12 protein-coding genes and 1 pseudogene are annotated in these 21,723 nt (G+C 65.9%); 10 read left to right on the top strand and 3 right to left on the bottom strand.

All coding sequences use genetic code 11. The features are described from left to right. Positions 1-183: 183 nt before the first annotated feature. From AC5Y2L_RS05260 to AC5Y2L_RS05225, 8 genes are all read left to right on the top strand, one after another. The gene (locus AC5Y2L_RS05260) at positions 184-882 is read left to right on the top strand and encodes a C39 family peptidase (protein WP_499933195.1); all 699 of its coding nucleotides are present in this window, start codon (positions 184-186) and stop codon (positions 880-882) included. A gap of 370 nt (positions 883-1,252) precedes the next feature. Then, the gene (gene embR, locus AC5Y2L_RS05255) at positions 1,253-2,422 is read left to right on the top strand and encodes an ATPase/transcriptional regulator EmbR (RefSeq protein WP_499932794.1); all 1,170 of its coding nucleotides are present in this window, start codon (positions 1,253-1,255) and stop codon (positions 2,420-2,422) included. Between the two features lie 164 nt (positions 2,423-2,586). Then, positions 2,587-4,335: a serine/threonine-protein kinase gene (locus tag AC5Y2L_RS05250; RefSeq protein ID WP_499932796.1), complete on the top strand. Its 1,749-nt coding sequence runs from the start codon at positions 2,587-2,589 to the stop codon at positions 4,333-4,335. A gap of 96 nt (positions 4,336-4,431) precedes the next feature. Then, positions 4,432-6,168, top strand: a complete 1,737-nt coding sequence (locus AC5Y2L_RS05245) for a serine/threonine-protein kinase (protein ID WP_499932797.1) — start codon at positions 4,432-4,434, stop codon at positions 6,166-6,168. 44 nt (positions 6,169-6,212) lie between these two features. Continuing rightward, positions 6,213-8,891: an FHA domain-containing protein gene (locus AC5Y2L_RS05240; protein ID WP_499932799.1), complete on the top strand. Its 2,679-nt coding sequence runs from the start codon at positions 6,213-6,215 to the stop codon at positions 8,889-8,891. A gap of 13 nt (positions 8,892-8,904) precedes the next feature. After that, positions 8,905-9,333, top strand: a complete 429-nt coding sequence (locus AC5Y2L_RS05235; RefSeq protein WP_499932801.1) for a DUF6636 domain-containing protein — start codon at positions 8,905-8,907, stop codon at positions 9,331-9,333. 120 nt (positions 9,334-9,453) lie between these two features. Next, positions 9,454-11,436 (top strand): serine/threonine-protein kinase PknH/PknJ, encoded by a 1,983-nt coding sequence (locus AC5Y2L_RS05230; RefSeq protein ID WP_499932803.1) that lies wholly within the window; start codon positions 9,454-9,456, stop codon positions 11,434-11,436. A 250-nt stretch (positions 11,437-11,686) separates the two neighbouring features. Beyond that, positions 11,687-13,663 (top strand): serine/threonine-protein kinase PknH/PknJ, encoded by a 1,977-nt coding sequence (locus tag AC5Y2L_RS05225; RefSeq protein WP_499932805.1) that lies wholly within the window; start codon positions 11,687-11,689, stop codon positions 13,661-13,663. A 6-nt stretch (positions 13,664-13,669) separates the two neighbouring features. Here AC5Y2L_RS05225 and abmR read toward each other — a convergent pair whose 3' ends face one another. From abmR to AC5Y2L_RS05210, 3 genes and pseudogenes are all read right to left on the bottom strand, one after another. Then, a complete protein-coding gene (gene abmR / locus AC5Y2L_RS05220) occupies positions 13,670-14,242 on the bottom strand; it encodes an ATP-binding transcription factor AbmR (RefSeq protein WP_499932807.1) in 573 nt (190 codons plus the stop codon). Between the two features lie 60 nt (positions 14,243-14,302). Then, a complete protein-coding gene (locus tag AC5Y2L_RS05215) occupies positions 14,303-15,427 on the bottom strand; it encodes an adenylate/guanylate cyclase domain-containing protein (protein WP_499932809.1) in 1,125 nt (374 codons plus the stop codon). Positions 15,428-15,572: 145 nt separating this feature from the next. Next, positions 15,573-17,810 (bottom strand): annotated as a pseudogene (locus AC5Y2L_RS05210) (GH92 family glycosyl hydrolase); the annotation flags it as partial. A gap of 143 nt (positions 17,811-17,953) precedes the next feature. On the opposite strand from AC5Y2L_RS05210, the gene AC5Y2L_RS05205 reads away from it, so the two are divergent. Together AC5Y2L_RS05205 and AC5Y2L_RS05200 are read left to right on the top strand one after the other, a co-directional pair. Then, a complete protein-coding gene (locus AC5Y2L_RS05205; RefSeq protein ID WP_499932811.1) occupies positions 17,954-19,699 on the top strand; it encodes an ABC transporter ATP-binding protein in 1,746 nt (581 codons plus the stop codon). Further along, positions 19,699-21,717: an ABC transporter ATP-binding protein gene (locus AC5Y2L_RS05200; protein WP_499943648.1), complete on the top strand. Its 2,019-nt coding sequence runs from the start codon at positions 19,699-19,701 to the stop codon at positions 21,715-21,717. Before AC5Y2L_RS05205 ends, AC5Y2L_RS05200 begins: the two co-directional genes overlap by 1 nt. Positions 21,718-21,723: the final 6 nt, after the last annotated feature.

Below are 21,723 nucleotides of genomic sequence, written 5' to 3'. Positions count from 1 at the left end.
GCTGGCACGCGCAAGCTCAGAGGCGCTCTGAGCTGCGTCTTTGCCGAAATGGCGGGCCCGCGACAACGGCGCGGGATCTCTTCAAGGATTCATGGAGATAACGACTAGGTCAACGCTCGAACCTTTTCTCAACAAGCCACTCCGCACAAGCGGAAATGAGAAAAGGAACGACCAATGAAGACCCTGAGCATGCTCAAGATCTCCAAAATCGCCAAGACCGCTACCTTCGCCGCGATTGCCGCAGCCCTCTCGCTGGGTCTGGCCACCGGCACCGCCCAGGCAGCCGGGGGAACCATGTACGGCGACCCCGCCGCCGCCGCCCAGTGGTGGCGTCACCAGAACTACGACGACTGCGCCATCATGGCCAGCGCCGACGTGGTCGGACAGGTGACCGGCAAAGAGCCCTCCGAGCACGCCATCATCAAGGTGGCCCAGTCCACCCCGAGCATCGTGCACAGCGGCTCGATCTACATCAAGCCGGTCAAGGGTGACAAGACCGAAGGCAATGGCACCGTGATGCCGGACCTCCCCGAGCTGCTCAAGCAGTACGGCGTCAAGGCCGTCTACAGCAATAAGACCTACTCGTCCAAGACGGGCGTTCCGGCGGGCATCGAGGGACTCGAGCAACTGCTGGGCAGCGGTCACAAGTTGATCGTCAGCTTGAACGCGGAAATGATCTGGCACAAGCCGATCGAAACCAAGGACAAAAACGGCAACCCGCTGTCGGACCACGCGGTGGTGGTGACCGGTATCGACACGGCCAACAACATCGTGCACCTCAACGACAGCGGCACCCCGAACGGCAAAGACGAGCAGGTTCCCCTGTCGCTGTTCTTGCAAGCGTGGGCCACCAGCAACGAAGGTGTAGTCACCACCACCTAATTCGGCAGCCACTGTCGGTTTCGCAACGGCAGGCAGCTACCCGGTAAAGCATCCGGCCGGCTGCCTGCCTTTGCGTGTGGCCCTGTAGCGCAAGACAATTCGTGTGACAGAGCGCTGATCGCGTTGACAACTCCAACATTTGAGCGTTCCTCGGCAGCCGTGCGGGCCGAACGAGCCGACCTCCGGTGATCGCACGACAGCTGCGCGCGCCAGGTTCGGGCACCTCAACGTCGGGACCGCGCAGAGCCAAGCCGCTGCGCCAGTGCGCCATTGTTACCCAATCCGAGGACTTCGTATCAAAATGACAGTAATGCGGCGACGCGTAATGCGACACTAAGTCGCAGAGCACCCGGAAGGGCTGGTAAGCGCGATGGAGGACATACGTCTCGAATTCGGTCTGCTCGGACCGTTGGAGATGCGTGTTGACGGCGCCTTGGTGCCGTTGGGTACGCCCAAGCAGCGGGCCGTGCTGGCCATGCTGCTGATGAACCGCAACAGCCCGGTTGGCGTGGATCGGCTGATCACCGCCGTCTGGGAGGGATGGCCCCCGTCTGGGGCAAGGGCCAGCATCCATTCCTACGTCTCCAACCTTCGCAAGCTGCTCAGCGGCGTGGGGATAGACCCGCGCGGAGTGTTGGCTGCGGCACCGCCGGGCTACCGGCTGAGCATCTCCGAGAACGCTTGCGATCTAGGGCGGTTCATCACCGCGAAGAACGCGGGCGTGCACGCCGCCGCGTCCGGTCGATTCGAGCACGCCAGCCGTCACCTGTCCGAAGCGCTGGCGGAGTGGCGTGGACCGGTACTCGAGGATTTACGCGACTTCCAGTTCGTCGAAACCTTTGCCACCGCCCTCGTCGAGGACAAGATCGTCGCTCACACCGCGAAGGCAGAAGCTGAAATCGCTTGCGGACGTGCGTCGTCCGTCATCACCGAACTCGAAGCGCTCACCAATGAGCATCCTTACCGGGAACCGTTGTGGGCGCAGCTGATCACCGCCTACTACCTCACCGACCGCCAGTCCGACGCGTTGGCCGCCTATCGCCGGGTGAAGACGATGCTGGCTGACGACCTCGGCATCGACCCCGGCCAGACCCTGCGCGACTTGAACGACAAGGTCCTGCGCCAGGAACCCCTGGACGTCAAGAAGCACGCCAAGACCACCGCGGTGGGCACTGTCACCGTGCTCGATCAGCGCACCAGCGTCACCGGGCAGAAAGTTCTCGCCTATCTGTACGCAGCTTCGGGTGAGCGATATCCATTGAAGTCGGCGGCGACGCGGATTGGACGGCTGCGCGACAACGACATTGTCCTGGAGAGCGCCAATGTCAGCCGCCATCACGCCGTTATCGTCGACACCGGGACCAACTACATCATCAACGACCTGCGGTCATCCAACGGAGTGCATGTGCAGTACCAGCGGATTCGTACGGCCGCCACGCTCAACGACGGTGACCACATCCGAATCTGCGACCACGAGTTCACGTTTAGGGTCGCCGTGGACAACGGAGAGGAAACCGCTGGTTTTTCGGCGATCGAGTGAGTCGCCGGACAGCACCGGTGGGAACGAGATCTTGCGGATGTCATGCGGCCGGGCTGGTTACGTCTTACCGTCATGATTGCTCGGTCAGCGATTTGTGGCCGGCGAATTGGTCGGTCGCCGTTGATAGTGTGAGCGGCATCGCGGGAATGGTCGGAGGAGCAGCGATGGGCGACGAGCAGGGCTCGCGGGTCGGGTCGATGTTTGGGCCCTATCGGCTCAAGCGGCTGCTGGGGCACGGCGGGATGGGCGAGGTCTACGAGGCCGAGCACACCGTCAAGGAGTGGACCGTCGCGGTCAAGGTGATGAACGCGGAGTTCAGCAAGGACGCGGTCTTTCGGGAGCGGATGAAGCGTGAAGCCCGAATCACCGGCCGGCTCAAAGAACCGCATGTGGTCCCGATCCATGATTACGGCGAGATTGATGGCCAGCTGTATTTGGAGATGCGCCTGATCGAGGGCACCGATCTGGACAGCCTGCTCAAGCGCTACGGGCCGCTGACCCCGCCGCGCGCGGTGGCCATCATCAGCCAGGTCGCCTCGGCGTTGGACGCCGCGCACGCCGCCGGGGTGATGCACCGCGACGTCAAGCCCCCCAACGTCTTGGTCACCCGGGATGACTTCGCCTATTTGGTGGACTTCGGCATCGCCAGTGCGACCACCGACGAGAAACTCACCCAATTGGGCACGGCGGTGGGCACCTGGAAATACATGGCGCCCGAACGGTTTTCCAACGATGAGGTCACCTACCGCGCCGACATCTACGCGCTGGCCTGCGTGCTCTACGAATGCCTGACCGGGTCGCCGCCCTATCGGTCCGACAGCGCCAGCATGCTGGTGACTTCGCATCTGATGGACCCGGTGCCGCAGCCCAGCGCCAGTCGGGCCGGCATCCCCAGGGCGCTGGACGCCGTGATCGCCAAGGGCATGGCCAAAAAGCCCGAGGACCGCTACGCCAGCGCGGGTGATCTGGCGCTGGCCGCCCATGAGGCGCTCAGCGACCCCGACCAAGACCGCGCCGCCAACATCGTGCGCCGCAGCCAGGAAGCGACGACGCTCGCGCCCGGCGGCACTACGCCGGCCACCCTGGCCGGCGCCGGGGTCGCCGGCCCTCCGGCGTCAGGCCAGCACTTCACCCCACCACCGACGTCCGGCCAGCAATCGCCGTACGCCAGCCCCTCCGGCTCAGGACCCGTTCCGACCCCGCAATATTTCCAGGGTCCGGCCGGTAACTGGGGTGGCCAGGCGCCCGGCGCGCCCCCGCCTGGCGGTCCGACCCCGTGGACCCAGGGCCAGCCGCCGGCCAAACGCAGCCCATGGCCCATCCTCGCCGGCGTCGCGGCGCTGGTCGTGGTCCTCGTCCTTGCCGCCGTTGGCATTTTCTTGGTCACCAACAAATCGGACGACCATTCGCAAGCGGACCACACCACCTCCTCGGTGGTGACGACCACCTCGAGCACTTCTCCTTCGGCCTCACCGACTAGCGACCCGCAAAGCAAGCTGATGAGCATGCTGCCCAAGGGTTATCCCACGGGTACCTGCACGTCGACCACCCCGTCGGCCAACAGCATCTGGCAGGGGTCGACGGCAATGGTGAAGTGCGGACAGAACACCAGCCCGGGCGGTCCGACCAAGGCGATCTACGGGCTGTTCCCCGATCTCGGCTCGCTGAAGAAAGCCTTCAACGACGACATCGCCGCCGTGCAGTTGATGAACTGTCCCGGAGAGGGCGCTTCACCAGACGGCTGGCACTACAAAAACAGCCCGACGGTGACTGCCGGCATGATCGCCTGCGGTACCTACAAGAACCAGCCGAACGTGATTTGGAGCAACGAGAGCAAGCTGATGCTCAGTGACGTTTTCGGCGGGACCGCCAACATCGAGGAACTGCACAACTGGTGGGGCAAGAACGGCTGACCTGTTCCAGTCGGCGTTTTCCGGACCCCTGGTCTGTCCGCCGCTGTTGATATTGTCGGCGGGGTTGCGGGGTCATGCGGAGGGGTCAGTCAGGCGATGAGCGACGGGCAGGGCTCGCGCGCGGGATCGATGTTCGGGCCCTACTACCTGAAGCGGCCCCTGGGTCACGGCGGGATGGGCCAGGTCTACGAGGCCGAACACACCGTCAAAGGGTGGACGGTGGCGATCAAGCTGATGTCGGAAACCCTCAGCAAGGACCCGGTTTTCCGGGAGCGGATGAAACGCGAAGCCCGCCACACCGGCCGGCTACAGGAACCGCATGTCGTACCCATCCACGACTACGGCGAAATCGACGGCCAGCTCTATTTGGAGATGCGGCTCATCAACGGCACCGACCTCGAGACGCTGCTCAAACGGTCCGGGCCGCTGACCCCGCCGCGCGCGGTGGCCATCATCACCCAAGTCGCCTCGGCCCTCGATGCCGCACACGCCGCCGGGATCATGCACCGCGACGTCAAACCCCCCAACGTCCTGGTCACCCGCGACGACTTCGCCTACCTGGTCGACTTCGGCATCGCCAGCGCCACCACCGACGAGAAACTCACCCAGCTCGGCACGGCGGTGGGCACCTGGAAATACATGGCGCCCGAACGGTTTTCGTCGGGCGAAGTCACTCACCGCGCCGATATCTATGCACTGGCCTGCGTGCTCTACGAGTGCCTTACCGGCGCCCCGCCGTACGCGTCCGACAGCGCCGGGGTACTGGTCACCGCACACATGATGGACCCGATCCCGCAGGCCAGCATCAAGCGCTCCGGCGTCCCGAGGTCGTTGGACGCGGTAATCGCGAAGGGCATGGCCAAAAGGCCCGACGACCGCTACGCCACGGCGGGCGAGCTGGCCAAGGCGGCCCACCAAGCGCTCACCAACCCCGATCAAGACCAGACCGTCGACATCCTGCGCCACAGCGACGAAGCCACCCGGCCGCATCAGGCCGTCACGCGCCAAACAGGCCAGTACCGACCGGCCGGTCCAGCAACCGGGTACGTCGGCTCTGCCGGCTCCGCGCTGACGTCGCAGCCCTCCCCGACCGGCCGTCCCAGCGTGGTTTCCAACAGCGCGCCCGCCTTCCCCTGGGCCGGCCCGCAGCCGTCCCCCGGTGGCCCGCAGCAGTTGCTCGGGCCCGCCCAGTGGAGCCCGTCGGCGCCGCCGCGCCGCCGTAACCCGTGGCCGCTTGTCGTCGGGGTTGCTGCCTTGGTGGCGGTCTTGGTGATCGCCGCCGTCGTGATCGCAATGGCCGGGCACAATCCGGACCAGCACAATGACGCCGCGCCGGTGACGAGCACGACGGTGACCACGACGACGAGAATTCCCAGCACCACCAGAACGACGACCGCCACTTCCGCGAACCTCCAAAGACTGCTCACGGCACTGCCGTCGGGCTATTCCACGGGCACGTGCACACCCGATACGCAACCGATGCCGGGAGCACTGGTCTCGGTGAAGTGCGGACCCAACACCGACGCCAACGGCCCGACGGTGGCGACCTACGGGCTTTACCCGACTCTGCAATCGGTGCAAGACGCGTTCAGCAACTTCACCAAGACGTTCACCATCCAGAGTTGCCCGGGCAACAAGGCGTCACCGGGCACCTGGTGGCACAACCGCGACCCGAACACCATCCTCGGCCAGATCGCCTGTGGCATATACAAAACCACCGAGCCTCAGGTGATGTGGAGCAATCAGCAGACTATGGTGTTCGGGCTGGTCGGCGGAAAGCTCCAAGGACCGGACCTCGATCAGCTATACAAGTGGTGGGCTTCGCACTCCTGAGTTTCCAGACTCCCGCAGCCAGGTCGATTTATCGGAGGCCACCCATGGACGACAAGACCGACATCGTCACCAACAGTCCGTCTCACCTGCAGCTGCATGCCGGCGGACGCACCTGGAAGGCCACCCCCGGCCGGGCCTGGACCATTGGTCGGGCAAACGAAGCCGATTTCCGGATGCAAAACCCCCGGGTGTCGCGGGACCACGCGGTGCTGCTGCCCACGCCCGACGGTTGGGTTCTGGTCAACCACAGCAAGAACGGCTCGTTCGTGAACGGGCAGCGGGTGGACAGGTTGACCATCCGTCAGCCGGTCACGGTGATGCTCGGTTCGGCGTCGTCCGGCGAGTTGATCCAACTGCATCCGATCAGTCCACCGCCGCCGCCGCCCACCAGGCCGGAGACCATGGACGGGCCGAAGGGCACGCCACGACCTGGGGGTGACACCACCGTCATCACCACGTCGCATACCGCGCCCATCGCCAAGCCCCCCGCGCCGGATACCTCGAAACCCCCTGCGCCGCAACGACTTCTAGACACGACGATCATCACCAAACCGCCGTCAGTACCTACCGCGAAGCCGCCCGGCCCATCCGGTCAGCAGGGCCCGGCGCCGCACAGCCCCGCCTCGCCACGATCCGGCCTCGACACGACAATCGTCACCAAACCGCCACAGATCCCGCCCAACAGACCGAGCGCCCCGGGCAGTGGCGCCGCGGCACGGCCCCGCACCGATACGTCGATCACCCGGCCGCCGACTGCGGTACACCACATCGACCAGCTGGTCGTCACGATCGGCCGCGCGCCCGACAACGACGTGGTCCTGGACGACTTGCTGGTGTCCCGCCGCCACGCGTCGTTGCGGCGCTCCGGCAACCAGTGGGAACTCGTCGACAACAACAGCGCCAACGGAACTTACGTCAACGGCAACCGGATCGACAGCGCGGTCATCGGACCCGACGACATCGTCGGCATCGGACACCAGCTGCTGCACCTCGCCGGCGGCCGGCTGGTGGAATACGTCGACACCGGCGACGTCTCGTACGAGGCATCCAACCTGCGGGTGGTCACCGGCAAGGGCAAAGTGCTGTTGTCCGACGTCAGCTTCGCCCTGCCGGAGCGTTGCTTCATGGCGGTGGTCGGGCCGAGCGGGGCCGGCAAGTCGACGTTGTTGGGCGCGCTGACCGGGTTCCGTCCGGCCAGCAGCGGCGAGGTGCGCTACGACGACCGCAACCTGTATCAGAACTACGCCGAGCTTCGCCACCGCATCGGCTTCGTACCGCAGGACGACATCCTGCACACCTCGCTGACGGTGCGCCGAGCGCTGAATTATGCTGCCCGGCTACGGTTTCCGCATGACGTGTCGGCCGCTGAACGCGAGCACCGCATCGACGAGGTGCTGGCCGAGCTCGGGCTGACGGCGCATGCCAACCAACGCATCGACAGCCTGTCCGGCGGTCAGCGCAAACGCACCAGCGTCGCGCTGGAGCTGTTGACCAAGCCGTCGCTGCTGTTCCTCGACGAGCCGACGTCGGGCCTTGATCCGGGCTACGAGAAGTCGGTCATGCAGACCCTGCACGGGTTGGCCAAAGACGGCCGATCCGTGGTGGTGGTCACCCACAACATCGCCCAGCTCAGCATGTGCGACCGGTTGCTCGTCTTGGCGCCCGGCGGTCGGCTGGCCTACTTCGGACCGCCGCAGCAGGCGCTGCACTACTTCGACTGCAGCGACTTTGCCGACCTTTTCAACCTTCTCGAGCACGACACCGACACCGACTGGACCGGCCGGTTCAACACATCAGCTCTCAAGCAGGCGCTCTCCGGCCCACACCCGGTCCAGAAGGCGGCGCAGCCAAGCGCCGAGCGTCCTGCCAAAGCGGTCGCCCAGCAGAGCGCGTTCGCCCAGTTCGCCACGCTGTGCCGACGGTATCTGGCGGTCATCGCCGCCGATCGCCAGTATTCGGTGACACTGGTGGCCCTCCCGGTGTTGCTCAGCCTGTTCGTGCTCTTGGTCCCGGGCAAGGCTGGGGTGAAGGAGTCCGACGCCGTGATGCTGAAGTCGAATCAACCTTCGCAGATTTTGACGCTGCTGATCATCGGTGGCGCACTGATGGGATGCGCCGCATCGATCCGCGAAATAGTCAAGGAGCGAGCCATATATCAGCGCGAACACGGCATCGGCCTGTCCAGCGTCGCGTATCTGGCCTCCAAATTGGTGGTGCTGACCGCGTTGACCACCATGCAGGGGCTGCTGCTCGGGTTTCTGGGGATTGCGCTGCGGCCAGGTCCGGACGAGGCAGTGGTATTGCCCGACGGCAGGTTCGAGCTGGCGGTGTCGGTTGTCGCGGTCACCGTGGTCTCGATGCTGATCGGTCTGCTGATTTCGGCGATGATCGGCAATGCGGACCGAGGCATGCAAATGCTGGTCATGGTGGTGATGGCCGAACTCGTGCTCTGTGGCGGCATATTCGCGGTGCATGGCCGGATCCCGCTGGAGCAGCTGGCCTGGCTGTCGCCGTCGCGGTGGGCCTATGCGATGGGCGCGTCCACCATCCAGCTCAACGACCTGCTTGAGAGCGCCGGTAAAGACATCGATCCCATGTGGAAGCACTCGGTGCATAGCTGGCTGTTCGCCGCCGCCGTGTGCGGGGTGCAGGCGGTGGTGCTGATCATCCTCATCGCGATCAGGCTCAAGCGACTCGACCCGCACCGTCACGCGGTCAAGTGAACATCGGCCGTTGATGCGCAAAGCCGTCGCGATGCTGGTGCTGAGTGCCGCGGTGATGATGCTTGATCCCGCTACGGCGCGGGCGGAGACGTATTACCAATTCCAGTCCCCGACGGGCGACATCGCCTGCGCCATGGGGTCGTTGGGCAACAAAGCGTTTGCCGACTGTGAGATCACCGACCACACCTGGGTGGCGCCACCCCGACCGGACGGTTGCGAGGGTGAATGGGGTGATCGCGTGGAGTTGCGACAGGGAACTGCGGCTGGCTTCGTCTGCAACTCGGATACCTTGCGCGGCAGCAATTTACCGACGCTCACCTATGGCGGCACGTGGACGGTGAACCCGCTCACCTGCGACAGCGAACCAACCGGCATGACGTGCACCGACGGCAGCACCGGGCACTACTTCCGGGTGTCCCGCGATTCATCCGAGTTGCACTGATCTGAGCAATCTTGCGAGGGGCGGTCCATAGGCCGCTGCGACCGCAGCGAATCGCGCCTGGCAGTGCGGCACGGTTGATATTGTCGGCGGGGGCGGCGGGGATGGTTTGGAGGAGCAGCGATGGGCGACGAGCGGGGCTCGCGGGTGGGGTCGACGTTTGGGCCCTATCGGCTCACGCGACTGCTGGGCCGCGGCGGGATGGGCGAGGTCTACGAGGCCGAGCACACCGTCAAGGAGTGGACGGTCGCGGTCAAGATGATGAACGCCGAGTTCAGCAAGGACGCGGTGTTCCGGGAGCGGATGAAGCGCGAAGCCCGCATCGCCGGGCGACTGCAGGAACCGCATGTGGTGCCCATCCACGACTACGGCGAGATCGACGGCCAGCTCTATTTGGAGATGCGCCTGATCGAGGGCATCGACCTGGACAGCCTGCTCAAGCGCTACGGGCCGCTGACCCCGCCGCGCGCGGTGGCCATCATCAGCCAGGTCGCCTCGGCGTTAGACGCCGCACACGCCGCCGGGGTGATGCACCGCGACGTCAAACCCCCCAACGTCTTGGTCACCCGGGATGACTTCGCCTATTTGGTGGACTTCGGCATCGCCAGTGCCACCACCGACGAGAAACTCACCCAGCTGGGCACCGCGGTGGGCACCTGGAAATACATGGCCCCCGAACGGTTTTCCAACGACGAGGTCACCTACCGCGCCGACATCTACGCACTGGCCTGCGTGCTTTACGAATGCCTGACCGGAGCCCCGCCCTATCGCTCCGACAGCGCCAGCACACTGATCACCGCCCACATGATGGATCCCATCCCCCAACCCAGCGCCAGCCGAGCGGGCATCCCCAGGGCGCTAGACGCGGTGATCGCCAAGGGCATGGCCAAAAAGCCCGAGGACCGCTACGCCAGCGCCGGTGATCTGGCGCTGGCCGCCCATGAAGCCCTCAGCGACCCCGACCAAGACCACGCCGCCAACATCGTGCGCCGCAGCCAAGAAGCCACCCTGCTCGGACCCGCCACCACGGCTCCGCCACCCACCATGGCCGCCACCGCAACGACTCCCCCGCCCGCGGCCCGTCCCACGACGCCGCCGCCGGCCGCCTACCGCCCGGGCTACTCGACACCCCCGCCCACCCCCACCCCGCAACCGCCCTACCCCAGCCCGGGCAGCGGTCCCATCCAACGACCCGCCCCGACCGGCCAACCCGGCTGGGCCCCCAACAGCGGACCCGTGCCCACCCCAAACGCCCCGGCCGCCGGCGGTCAATACCACCAACCCGCCAGCAGCTGGGGCGGGCAACCACCCGGCCCGGCCGTCCAGCAACAGCCCACCGGCCAGCCCTACCAGCATGGCGGGCCGCCCCCGTGGCAGCAGCCACCCGCCAAACGGCGGAACCCCTGGCTTATCGTCGCCATCGTCGGGGTCGTGCTGATCGTCCTGATCGGCGGCGCCACGATCGCGCTCGCAGGGCTAGGGGTATTCGCCAACAAACCAAAACCGAAGCCACCGCCTCCGCCGATAGCCGCTGATCGGCTCAGTTCACTGCTGCTGAGCTCCTCGGAAATCAACTCGATCATGGGTGCCACCAACATGACGCCCGGCGACCCGATCACGACGATGTCGAAGTCCACACTGACGCTGTCCGACCCGTCGTGTCTGGGGGTGTTGTACGCCGCGCAGGACCCGACCTACACGGGCACCGGCTACACCGGCGTGAACGGGAACGTCTCGTCCGAGTCGGGGGACAAATTCGACCACTGGGTGCACCAGGCCGTGGTGACCTTCCCGTCAGCCGACAAAGCCCGCGATTTCCTCGAGACGGCTCAGCGCACGTGGAAAGGCTGTTCCGGCAAGACGATAACGGTCACGAACACGTCCAAGAACAAGACCTACCGGTGGACCGTTTCCCAGGTGCAAGGCGAGCCACCCAAAATCTCGCTGGTGAACACCCAGGAAGCCGCCGACGGTTGGCAATGTCAGCGTGCGATGAGCGTGGCCAACAATGTGATCGTCGAGGCCAATGCGTGCGCTTACAAACTCAACGATCAGGCCGTTACGATCTCCGACAAGATCGTCGACAAGGTCAACAACATCCAATAACCACGGCGCCCACCCGGCGCCACGCACCAATGCCACAGCGGCACTGCGTCATTGGGGGCCGAAGCCTAGAGGTTCAGCACCTGGGCACATATGTCGTCGCGGGGCGTGGCGCGATTCATCTGATGGCAGCAAGACCGTGCCTGGGGGACACTGGGCCAGGGCCTCCAACAAGGCGACCAGACGAATCGCGCCTGGCAATGCGGGGCGGTTGATATTGTCGTCCGGGGTCCCGCGGTGGGGAGGAGCAGCGATGAGCGACGAGCGGGGCTCGCGGGTGGGGTCGACGTTTGGACCCTATCGGCTCAAGCGGCTGCTGGGCCGCGGTGGGATGGGCGAGGTCTATGAGGCCGAGCACACCGTCAAGGAGTGGACGGTCGCGGTCAAGGTGATGACCGCGGAGTTCAGCAAGGACCCGGTCTTTCGGGAGCGGATGAAGCGCGAAGCCCGCATCACCGGCCGGCTCAAAGAACCGCATGTGGTCCCGATCCATGACTTTGGCGAGATTGATGGCCAGCTGTATTTGGAGATGCGCCTGATCGAGGGCACCGATCTGGACAGCCTGCTCAAGCGCTACGGGCCGCTGACCCCGCCGCGGGCGGTAGCCATCATCAGCCAGGTCGCCTCGGCGTTGGACGCCGCACACGCCGCCGGGGTGATGCACCGCGACGTCAAACCCCCCAACGTCTTGGTCACCCGGGATGACTTCGCCTATTTGGTGGACTTCGGCATCGCCAGTGCGACCACCGACGAGAAACTCACCCAGCTGGGCACGGCGGTGGGCACCTGGAAATACATGGCGCCCGAACGGTTTTCCAACGACGAGGTCACCTACCGCGCCGACATCTACGCACTGGCCTGCGTGCTCTACGAATGCCTGACCGGAGCCCCGCCCTATCGCTCCGACAGCGCCAGCACACTGATCACCGCCCACATGATGGATCCCATCCCCCAACCCAGCGCCAGCCGGGCGGGCATCCCCAGGGCGCTAGACGCCGTGATCGCCAAGGGCATGGCCAAAAAGCCCGAGGACCGCTACGCCAGCGCCGGTGATCTGGCGCTGGCCGCCCATGAAGCCCTCAGCGACCCCGACCAAGACCACGCCGCCAACATCGTGCGCCGCAGCCAAGAAGCCACCCTGCTCGGACCCGCCACCACGGCTCCGCCACCCACCATGGCCGCCACCGCAACGACTCCCCCGCCCGCGGCCCGTCCCACGACGCCGCCGCCGGCCGCCTACCGCCCGGGCTACTCGACACCCCCGCCCACCCCCACCCCGCAACCGCCCTACCCCAGCCCGGGCAGCGGTCCCATCCAACGACCCGCCCCGACCGGCCAACCCGGCTGGGCCCCCAACAGCGGACCCGTGCCCACCCCAAACGCCCCGGCCGCCGGCGGTCAATACCACCAACCCGCCAGCAGCTGGGGCGGGCAACCACCCGGCCCGGCCGTCCAGCAACAGCCCACCGGCCAGCCCTACCAGCATGGCGGGCCGCCCCCGTGGCAGCAGCCACCCGCCAAACGGCGGAACCCCTGGCTTATCGTCGCCATCGTCGGGGTCGTGCTGATCGTCCTGATCGGCGGCGGCATCGTCGCCTACTTCGTCTCCCAACCCGCACCGAAGCCGCCGCCCAAACCAATCGCGGCTGATCGGCTCAATTCGCTGCTGCTGAGCGTCTCGGATGTCAACTCGATCATGGGCGCTTCGGACATGCAGGCCGGTGATCCCATCACGGACACGGACAAAGTTTCGGCGAAGGTGCAACCGTCAGAGTGCGTGGCTGTGCGGTACTCCATCGCTGGCCCGGTGTATGCAGGAACTGGCTATACCGGGGTCAACGCCAAAGTGATGCGTGAGCGCGTCCAAGATTATCCACACTGGGTCATCGAGGGCGTAGTGAGTTTCCCATCCGCCGACAAAGCGAACGCATTCTTGAAGACGTCGGAGGACAAGTGGAAAGCCTGCGCCGGCAAGGACGTGACCGTCACGACCACCAAGGGCGAGACATTCCGGTGGTCGTATCGCCAAGTCGACGGCACATTCCCGAAAATCATGATCACGGCGACTCAGGAAGGCGAAAGGGGCTGGGCGTGTCAGCACGTGTTGGGTGTGGCCAACAACGTGATCACCGACACCAATGCCTGCTCCTACAAACTCACCGACGAAGGCGCCCGGATCACGGACAAGATCCTCGCCAATATCAACGATGCATCCAAAAATGCGTCGTGAGCCGGCTTAGCCGGGCAGGTCTGGACCCTCCGCGCGCAGGTCGTCGACCGCGGACATCGCGGCTCGTAACTTGGCCAGCCACTCCTCGGTGTGCTCACCGACCAGCTTTACCGACCACGCCAACGCGTCCGCCCGAGACCGGGCAACGCCCGCGTCAACCAGCGTGTCGAGCACCTGGCGTTCGGGTTGCTTCAAGCGGGTCATCACCGGAACGGCGATGTGCGTGAACAAGATTCGCTCACCGTTGACTTCGACGCCCCAGGAAACCTTGCGTCCGTAGCGGTCCTGGGCTTCGTCGGCGATGTTCATTCGCTCCGGGCGGGTTTCTTCGCGGAAACGGGACACTCGTCCTTCGGTGCGCTCGCCGGTCTCTTCTTGGCCGGAGCTCGCGGAGTCCGGCAGCTTGCCGATGACGGTGATCTCCTCGCGGTCGACGATCACCGTGGGATCGCCGTCGAACCAGTCGTCGGGCAGGCGCCCGGCGAACCACTCGGCGGCGCCGCTGGCGTCGGGTTGCTGGGCTTGCTGCCAGCCTCCGGGGCGGCCGTATCGACGGCCATATGCGTGATGGTGCTTCATGGATTACATGATTACATTGTTACAGCTGTAATGGAATGTCGTTCACTGGCAGCGAAACCGTCAACTGGAAGCGGGACCGCGTCGCACCCGGAAGAGCCGCACCTCGTTCTTGATGCCCTTCAGTCGCCGTGCTCCGGCGAAGGACCAGTGGAGTCCGGCGTCCTCGCCGACAGCCTCGCGCACCGAATCCGCGACCAGCACCGTTCCCGGTCGTGCCACGCCGGTGACCCGGCTCGCCACGTTCACCGGACTTCCGAACCAGTCGCCGGCCCGGCTGACGGCCATTCCGGAGGCAACTCCGGCCCGTAGTCGGGGAAAGTCGTTGTCGCTGTCGATGACGTCGACAAGTTTCAGGATGGTGTCCAGCAAGGGCTCCGGCTCGGGACAGACGAACATCGCCGCGTCGCCGATGGTTTTGACGAACCGCACCGGCGGGGCGGTCAAGTCCCGGGCCAGTCCGGCCAGCCTGCCCGCGAGCTGGCCGAGCGTTTCCGCCGACACCACCTCACCGAGTCGGGTGAAGCCGACCAGGTCGGCGAAGGCGACGGTGACCTGACGCGCTCCTGGGAGCGGCTTGCCGGCCGCGCGCTCGCCGGCATTGACGGCTTCGGTCTCCATCATGTGCCGCAAGTGCATGAACAGCATGTCTTTGATCATCGGGCCCAGCAGCGGCGCGATCTGGCTCACCAGCGCCTTGGAGGCTTTGGCGATCTGCAACTCGGTGGCTCCGGGCTGCATGATCGCCGAAAGCGCCGAGTAGCGCATGACTTCGGCGGTGTGCGAGAGTCCCTCGGCCAGCACTCGCACCACGAGCACGATGTGTTCGGGGTCGAGTCCCAGCTCGACGAACCGCTGCGCGTAGGCAGCGGCTTCGCCGTCGGCGCGCATATGCACGACGGCGTCGGGGTCATCCACGCGGGCCAACCCGATGGCACGCTGCACCCGCTGCAGCAGGTCCAGGTCAACGCCGTAGGTCTCGCTGATCTCGCGGGTGGATACGTACGTGCCGTCGTCGCCGACGAGGTGTCTACTGGCCAGCAGCAGCGGCGGGTTGGTCGCACGGATTTCGTCGGCGGTGATGCCTTGCTCGAGCAGCCACTGCACCAGCTCGGCTCGCTCGGCGCGTGCGGCGCCCTCGAGCCCGGCGAGCAGATCCTCGTCGATGTGATCGGGGTGATCGGCCATGGGGTCAAGGTATAACCCGTATCGCAGCCGGGCGCCGAGCGTGTACTCACTGCGAAAAAATCGCCGAAATTTCGCAGTGATTGCACGCTCGGCGAAATGCAAGCGCGGCGCAGCCGGCGGCGTCGTAAGCCATTCAGACCGAGCCGCCGAACGACGGCGGCGCCGAGGACTCCTGTGTGCCCCACACCATGTTGGGGACGACGGACAATGCGAACGTCAGATCGCCGCCGGTGCGGATGATCGACTCCGGCAGGAAGGTCCGATCGGTGGGCCGGCCATCGATGCTGAGGCCGTCGATGTACTTGCGCCCGTTGGATGCCTCCGGGGCAGAGATCCGAATGGATCGTCCGCTCGGAAGCGTGATGACGGCGCGGTCGAACAGCGGGGTGTTCACGGCGAGGATCGGCGTGCCCGGCGTCACCGGGTACATGCCGAGGGCGGCCCAGACATACCAGCTGGACATCGCACCCAGGTCGTCGTTGCCGGGCTCACCGTCGGGGCTGGGACCGAACAGCTCGCTACGGATCCGGTCGACCAGCTGCTGCGTCTGCCACGGTTGACCGATGTAGTTGTACAGCCACGGCACCCCGAAGCCCGGCTCGTTACCGGCCCACAGATACGGCAGGTTCGGCCCCACGTTGAGCTGCGCGGTGAACCGGTCGAGCCGCTCGGCGACCGCCTGACGGCCGCCCAGATCGGTTACCAGTCCGGCGACGTTGTGCGGTACCAGCCAGAGGTACTGCTCGGCGTTGCCCTCGTCGAACCCGTCCTGCCCGTACGCCCCGAGGGGTTCCACAAAACCGGGACCGACGGGAAAGGACCCGGCGGCGTCGCGCGGCGAGAGGTAACCGGTGGCCGGGTTGAACAGGTTGTGCCAGTACTGTGCCCGGCTCAGGAATTCGGCGGCGGTTTTGCTGTCTCCCAGCGCGTCGGCGAACCGGGAGATGGTGAAGTCGTCGATCGACCACTCCAACGTGATCGACGCGCCCACCAATCCGTTGCTGCCCTGGAATTCCTCCGTGTTGGGTGCATAGCCGTGCTCCAGGTAGGTGGCGATGCCCGGCCGCTCCACATACCCGCGGCCGGCACCGCCCGTGGTCGCCGCGTCAACCATGTGGCGCAGTGCCGCCTTGACATCGAAATCCCTTGCGCCATAGGCAAAGAAGCTCACGATGAGCGGCACTACGTTGTCTCCGGTCATCACGCCGGTCGCGGAATTGGCCAGCGCCCAACGGGGCAGCGATCCGCTCTGCTCGGCGTCGTTGACCAGCGATTGGGCCATGTCGCTGGCCAGCTTGGGAAACAGCAACGCTTGCAATGCTGCCAGGCACCGGTAGGTGTCCCAGTCGGAGAAGTTCGCGTACTGGGTGTGCCCGGGCGCCACGGTGTGGACGGCACCGTCGAATCCGAGGTAACGGCCGTCCGCGTCGTTGAAGGTGTTGGGGTGCAACAGCGAACGGTAGAGGGCGGTATAGAAGGTTTTCACGTCCCGGTCGGCACCGGCCACCGCGATGCGCGACAGCATGGCGTTCCACTGGCCCATCGCGGCGGCGCGAACGTCGTCGAAGCTGCTCTTGCCCTCGGCCGCCAGGTTGGCTCGTGCGCCGTCGACGCTGACGTAGGACAGCGCGGTTCTGACTTCCAGTACCGCGCCGGCGGGAAACTGCACATAGCCGCCGCTGTGCGGAGAATCCGCGCTACGAGCGCCGGGGTAGACGGCGTCGCCGTCCCAGGTGCCGTAGGAGGTGAACGGCTGGCTGAACTTCATGGCGAAGTAGACGGTGTAGGTGTTGTCCATTCCGCAGAAGTCGCCGCTGGTCGCCGAGCCGGTGATGGTGGTGCCGTCGTCACCGATCTGGATGTTCGCCGCGGAGTTGCCCGCCAGCGATCCGCCGGTGCGCACATGGAACACCGCGGGCTTCCCGTTGCGGGGAAAAGTGAACCGGCCCACGCCGGTGCGGGTAGTGGCGGTGAGTTCGGCGAGGACGTCGGTGTCCGGAAACCGCACTTTGTAGTACCCGGGCACGCCGACCTCGCCGGCGTCGTGGGCGATGGTTTCCCAAGCGCTCCATGGTTGTGCGCCGATCGGGGTGGTGGTCGGCAGCATCGGGATGTCGCCGAATGCGGCGCACCCGACCGAGGCGTGGGTCATGCTGAACCCGGTGGAGCGCTCGTTGTCGTGGTCGTAGCCGGCGTAGGTGTCGGTGGTGTCCGGCGAGTACTGCACCATGCCGAATGGCACCGACGCACCCGGAAAGTTGTTGATCTCGCCCGTTATTCCGCCTGAAGACGCGGTGCCGATCAGGGTGTCAACGTGGACGACCGGATTGGCTACCAGGACCGGCACGGCGTGAGCCGCCGGCGGAGCGGCCAACAATGTCATGCCGAGCGCAATCGCAACGACTGCCGTGATTTTCGGCCGGTGTGTGCAGATGGCATGCCATCTGTACTCAGCGAGCGGACCGAGCACCCGCTCATCGTGTCATATGCCGGGAGCCCGGAATTGACCTATGCGAAAGTGTTCAGATGCTGACCAGGCTGCTGCGGCAGTACGCGCGGCCGTATCGACGGCCGATGTCGGCCGTCATTGTCCTGCAAGTGGTTGGCAGCCTTGCCTTCTTGTATCTGCCGACCGTCAATGCGGCAATCATCGACGACGGTGTGGCCAAGGGTGACACGTCGACGATCGTGCGGCTGGGGGCGTTGATGCTCGCGGCGGGTGGCCTGCACGCGCTGTGCCTGTTCGGGACCGCCCGATTGGGATCGCGCATTGGCATGGGCGTCGGGCGCGACTTGCGGGCGGCGATCTTTCATCAGGTGACCGGCCTGTCCACGTCGGACATCGCCCGGTTCGGCACACCGTCGTTGCTGACCCGCACCACTAACGACGTCCATCAGATTCAGCTCCTGGTGCAGACGACGTGCACGGTGCTGATCACCGCTCCGATCATCAGCATCGGCGGGCTCGTCATGGCGATGCGACTGGATGCGGGGCTTTCCTGGCTGCTGCTGGTGAGCATCTCGGCGCTGGCGCTGGCCAACTACTGGATCGTCTCGCATCTGGTGCCCGCATCCCGTCGCCTGCAGACGCTGATGGATGACCTCAATCGCATACTGCGCGAACAGCTTTCGGGGGTCAGGGTGATCCGGGCGTTCACTCGGGAACCGTTCGAGCGGCAGCGCTTCGGCGACGCCAACCAGGCGTTGTCGCAGACGGCCATCGAAGCCGGGCGGTGGCAGGCGCTGATGCTGCCGCTGACGACGCTGGTGATCAACGTGTCCAGCGTCGCGCTGATCTGGTTCGGCGGGTTGCGAATCGACGCCGGCCAGCTGCAGGTGGGTGCGCTGATCGCGTTTCTGACTTACTTCATGCAGATCCTGACCTCGGTACTGAGGGCGACGTTTGTCCTGATGACACTGCCGCGAGCCGCGGTGTGCGCCGAGCGGATCGGCGAGGTGCTCTCCACCCGCGCCGGCATCACCGGTCCGGCTTGCCCGATTCGCCCCCGCACCGCCGAGGGAGCGGTCCGCCTAGACGGTGTGACGTTTCGCTATCCCGGTGCGGATCGCCCAGTATTGCAAGATGTTTCGCTGACAGCGCAACCTGGGACGATGACCGCGATCGTCGGCTCCACCGGATCGGGAAAGTCGACGATGGCGTCGTTGATCTGCCGGCTGTGCGACGTCACCGGCGGCTCGGTGACCATCGACGACGTCGACGTGCGCAACTATGACCTCGACCACCTCTGGTCGGTGATCGGACTGGTTCCCCAGCGCGCATATCTGTTCTCCGGCACCGTCGCCGACAACCTGCGCTTCGGCGCGGCCCCCGGCCAGGTGGTTACCGAAGCCGAGATGTGGGAGGCGCTGCGTGTCGCGTCGGCCGACGGGTTCGTCGGCGCACATCCCGCCGCGCTGGGTATGCCGGTCTCGCAGGGCGGGGTCAATTTCTCCGGCGGCCAGCGACAGCGCCTGGCGATCGCGCGTGCGGTGATCCGGCGGCCCAAGGTGTATATCTTCGACGATGCATTCTCCGCGCTGGACGTGCATACCGATGCGCGGGTGCGCGCCGCACTGCGCGAGGTGTCCGCTGAGGCGACGATCCTGGTTGTCTCGCAACGTATTTCCACCCTTGCCGAAGCCGACCAGGTGCTCGTCATCGACGACGGGCGAGTGGTGGGCTGTGGCACCCATGAATCGCTGCTCGCCGAGTGCCCGACCTACGCCGAGTTCGTCGACGCCCAGGCCATGGCCCCTGCCGGGAGCCGGTGATGACGGGCGCGCGACCGCCGATCGGGCCCGCGGTGCAGGCCCCCATCGAGCGCTCCGACGATTTCCGGCGCACGGCTGTCCGGCTCGTCAAACGGCTCATACCGCAGTGGTGGTTCACCCCGGCGGTACTCCTGCTCGCCGTCGGCGGCGTCGCGCTCGCGGTCATCGGCCCTCGGGTCCTCGGGCATGCCACCGATCTGGTGTTCAACGGGGTGATCGGGCGGCGCCTGCCACCCGGAATCACCAAGGAGCAGGCGATCGCCGCCGCACGCGCCCACGGCGAGAACAGGTTCGCCGGCCTGCTGTCCGGCATGGACGTCAGGCCCGGCATCGGGGTGGACTACCATGCGGTCGGCTGCACATTATTGCTGGCGCTTGGCGTGTATCTGCTTGGCGCTCTGCTGGTTTGGGCGCAGGCCAGATTAGTGAACGTCGCGGTGCAGCGCGCCATGACGGCGCTGCGCTCCGACGTCGAGGACAAGCTGCACCAGGTGCCCTTGTCCTACTTGGATTCTCGCCAGCACGGTGAGCTGCTGAGCCGGATGACGAACGACATCGACAACGTTGCGGCATCGCTGTCGATGACGATCAGTCAGCTGCTCGCCTCGGTGCTGACCGTGGCGGCGGTGCTGGTGATGATGCTGACCATGTCGCCGCTGCTGGCGGTGATCGTGTTGGCGGGCATTCCGCTGTCGCTGTTGGCGACGCGGAGCATGACGCGACGCTCGCAGGGGCTGTTCGTCAAGCAGTGGGCCGACACCGGCCGGCTCACTGCCCATGTCGAGGAGACCTACACCGGCTTGCCGCTGGTCAAAATGTTCGGGCAGTGCGCGCAGGCCGAAGAGCGGTTCTCCCACATCAACGCCGACGTGTACCGCAGCAGCTTCGGAGCCCAATCCCTTTCCGCCATGGTGCCATTGGCCACGATGTTCGTCGGGAACCTCGGCTACGTGGCCGTCGCAGTGGTGGGCGGCCTTCAGGTGGCCGCCGGCCAGATCACCGTGGGCCGCATCCAGGCGTTCATCCAGTATGTCCGCCAATTCACCCTGCCCCTGAGCGAGGTCGCGGCGATGTACAACCTGCTGCAGTCCGGAATGGCAAGCGCGGAGCGGGTTTTCAAAGTCCTGGACGCTCCCGTGGAGATCGCAAGCGCGGCGGAGCCGGGCGCAGCGGGTCTCCACCATCGAACTCCCGTGGAGATCGCAAGCGCGGCGGAGCCGGGCGCAGCGGGTCTCCACCATCGAACTCCCGTGGAGATCGCAAGCGCGGCGGAGCGGGACGAGCTGCCGTCCGCGCGCGGCGGCGGGCGGGTCGAGTTCTGCCACGTCGATTTCAGCTACCGCCCGGGCACGCCGGTGATGCAAGACTTGTCGCTGGTGGCCGAACCGGGCAGCACGGTGGCGATCGTCGGGCCGACCGGCGTGGGCAAGACAACGCTGGTGAATCTGTTGCTGCGGTTCTACGACGTCGACTCCGGTCGCATACTGCTCGACGGCGTGGACATCACCACGACCAGCCGTAGGGCGCTGCGTTCGCGCATCGGGGTGGTATTGCAGGACACGTGGCTATTCGGCGGAACGATCGCCGACAACATCGCATACGGTCGCCCGGGAGCCGGTCGAGACGACGTCGTCGCGGCTGCCGAGAGTGCCTACGTCGACCGGTTCGTGCACACACTGCCCGACGGCTATGACACCTGGGTCAACGAGGACGGCGGCAACCTCAGCGCAGGCGAGAAGCAGTTGATCACGATTGCCCGCGCTTTCCTGGCCCGCCCGCAACTGCTCATCCTCGACGAAGCCACCAGCTCGGTGGACGCCCGCACCGAGCTCCTGGTCCAGCGAGCCATGCGTGCGCTGCGTCGAGGCAGAACGAGTTTCGTTATCGCACACCGGCTTTCGACGATCCGTGGCGCCGACGTGATCCTGGTGATGGAGTCCGGCCGGATCGTCGAGCAGGGCAGCCATGCCGAGCTGCTGGCCCGGCGAGGCGCCTACTACGCAATGAGCCGCGCCTGACTATGT

The sequence above is a fragment of the Mycobacterium sp. NGS66 genome, from assembly GCF_059812225.1.
This window is presented reverse-complemented; position numbering and strand designations above follow the sequence as displayed.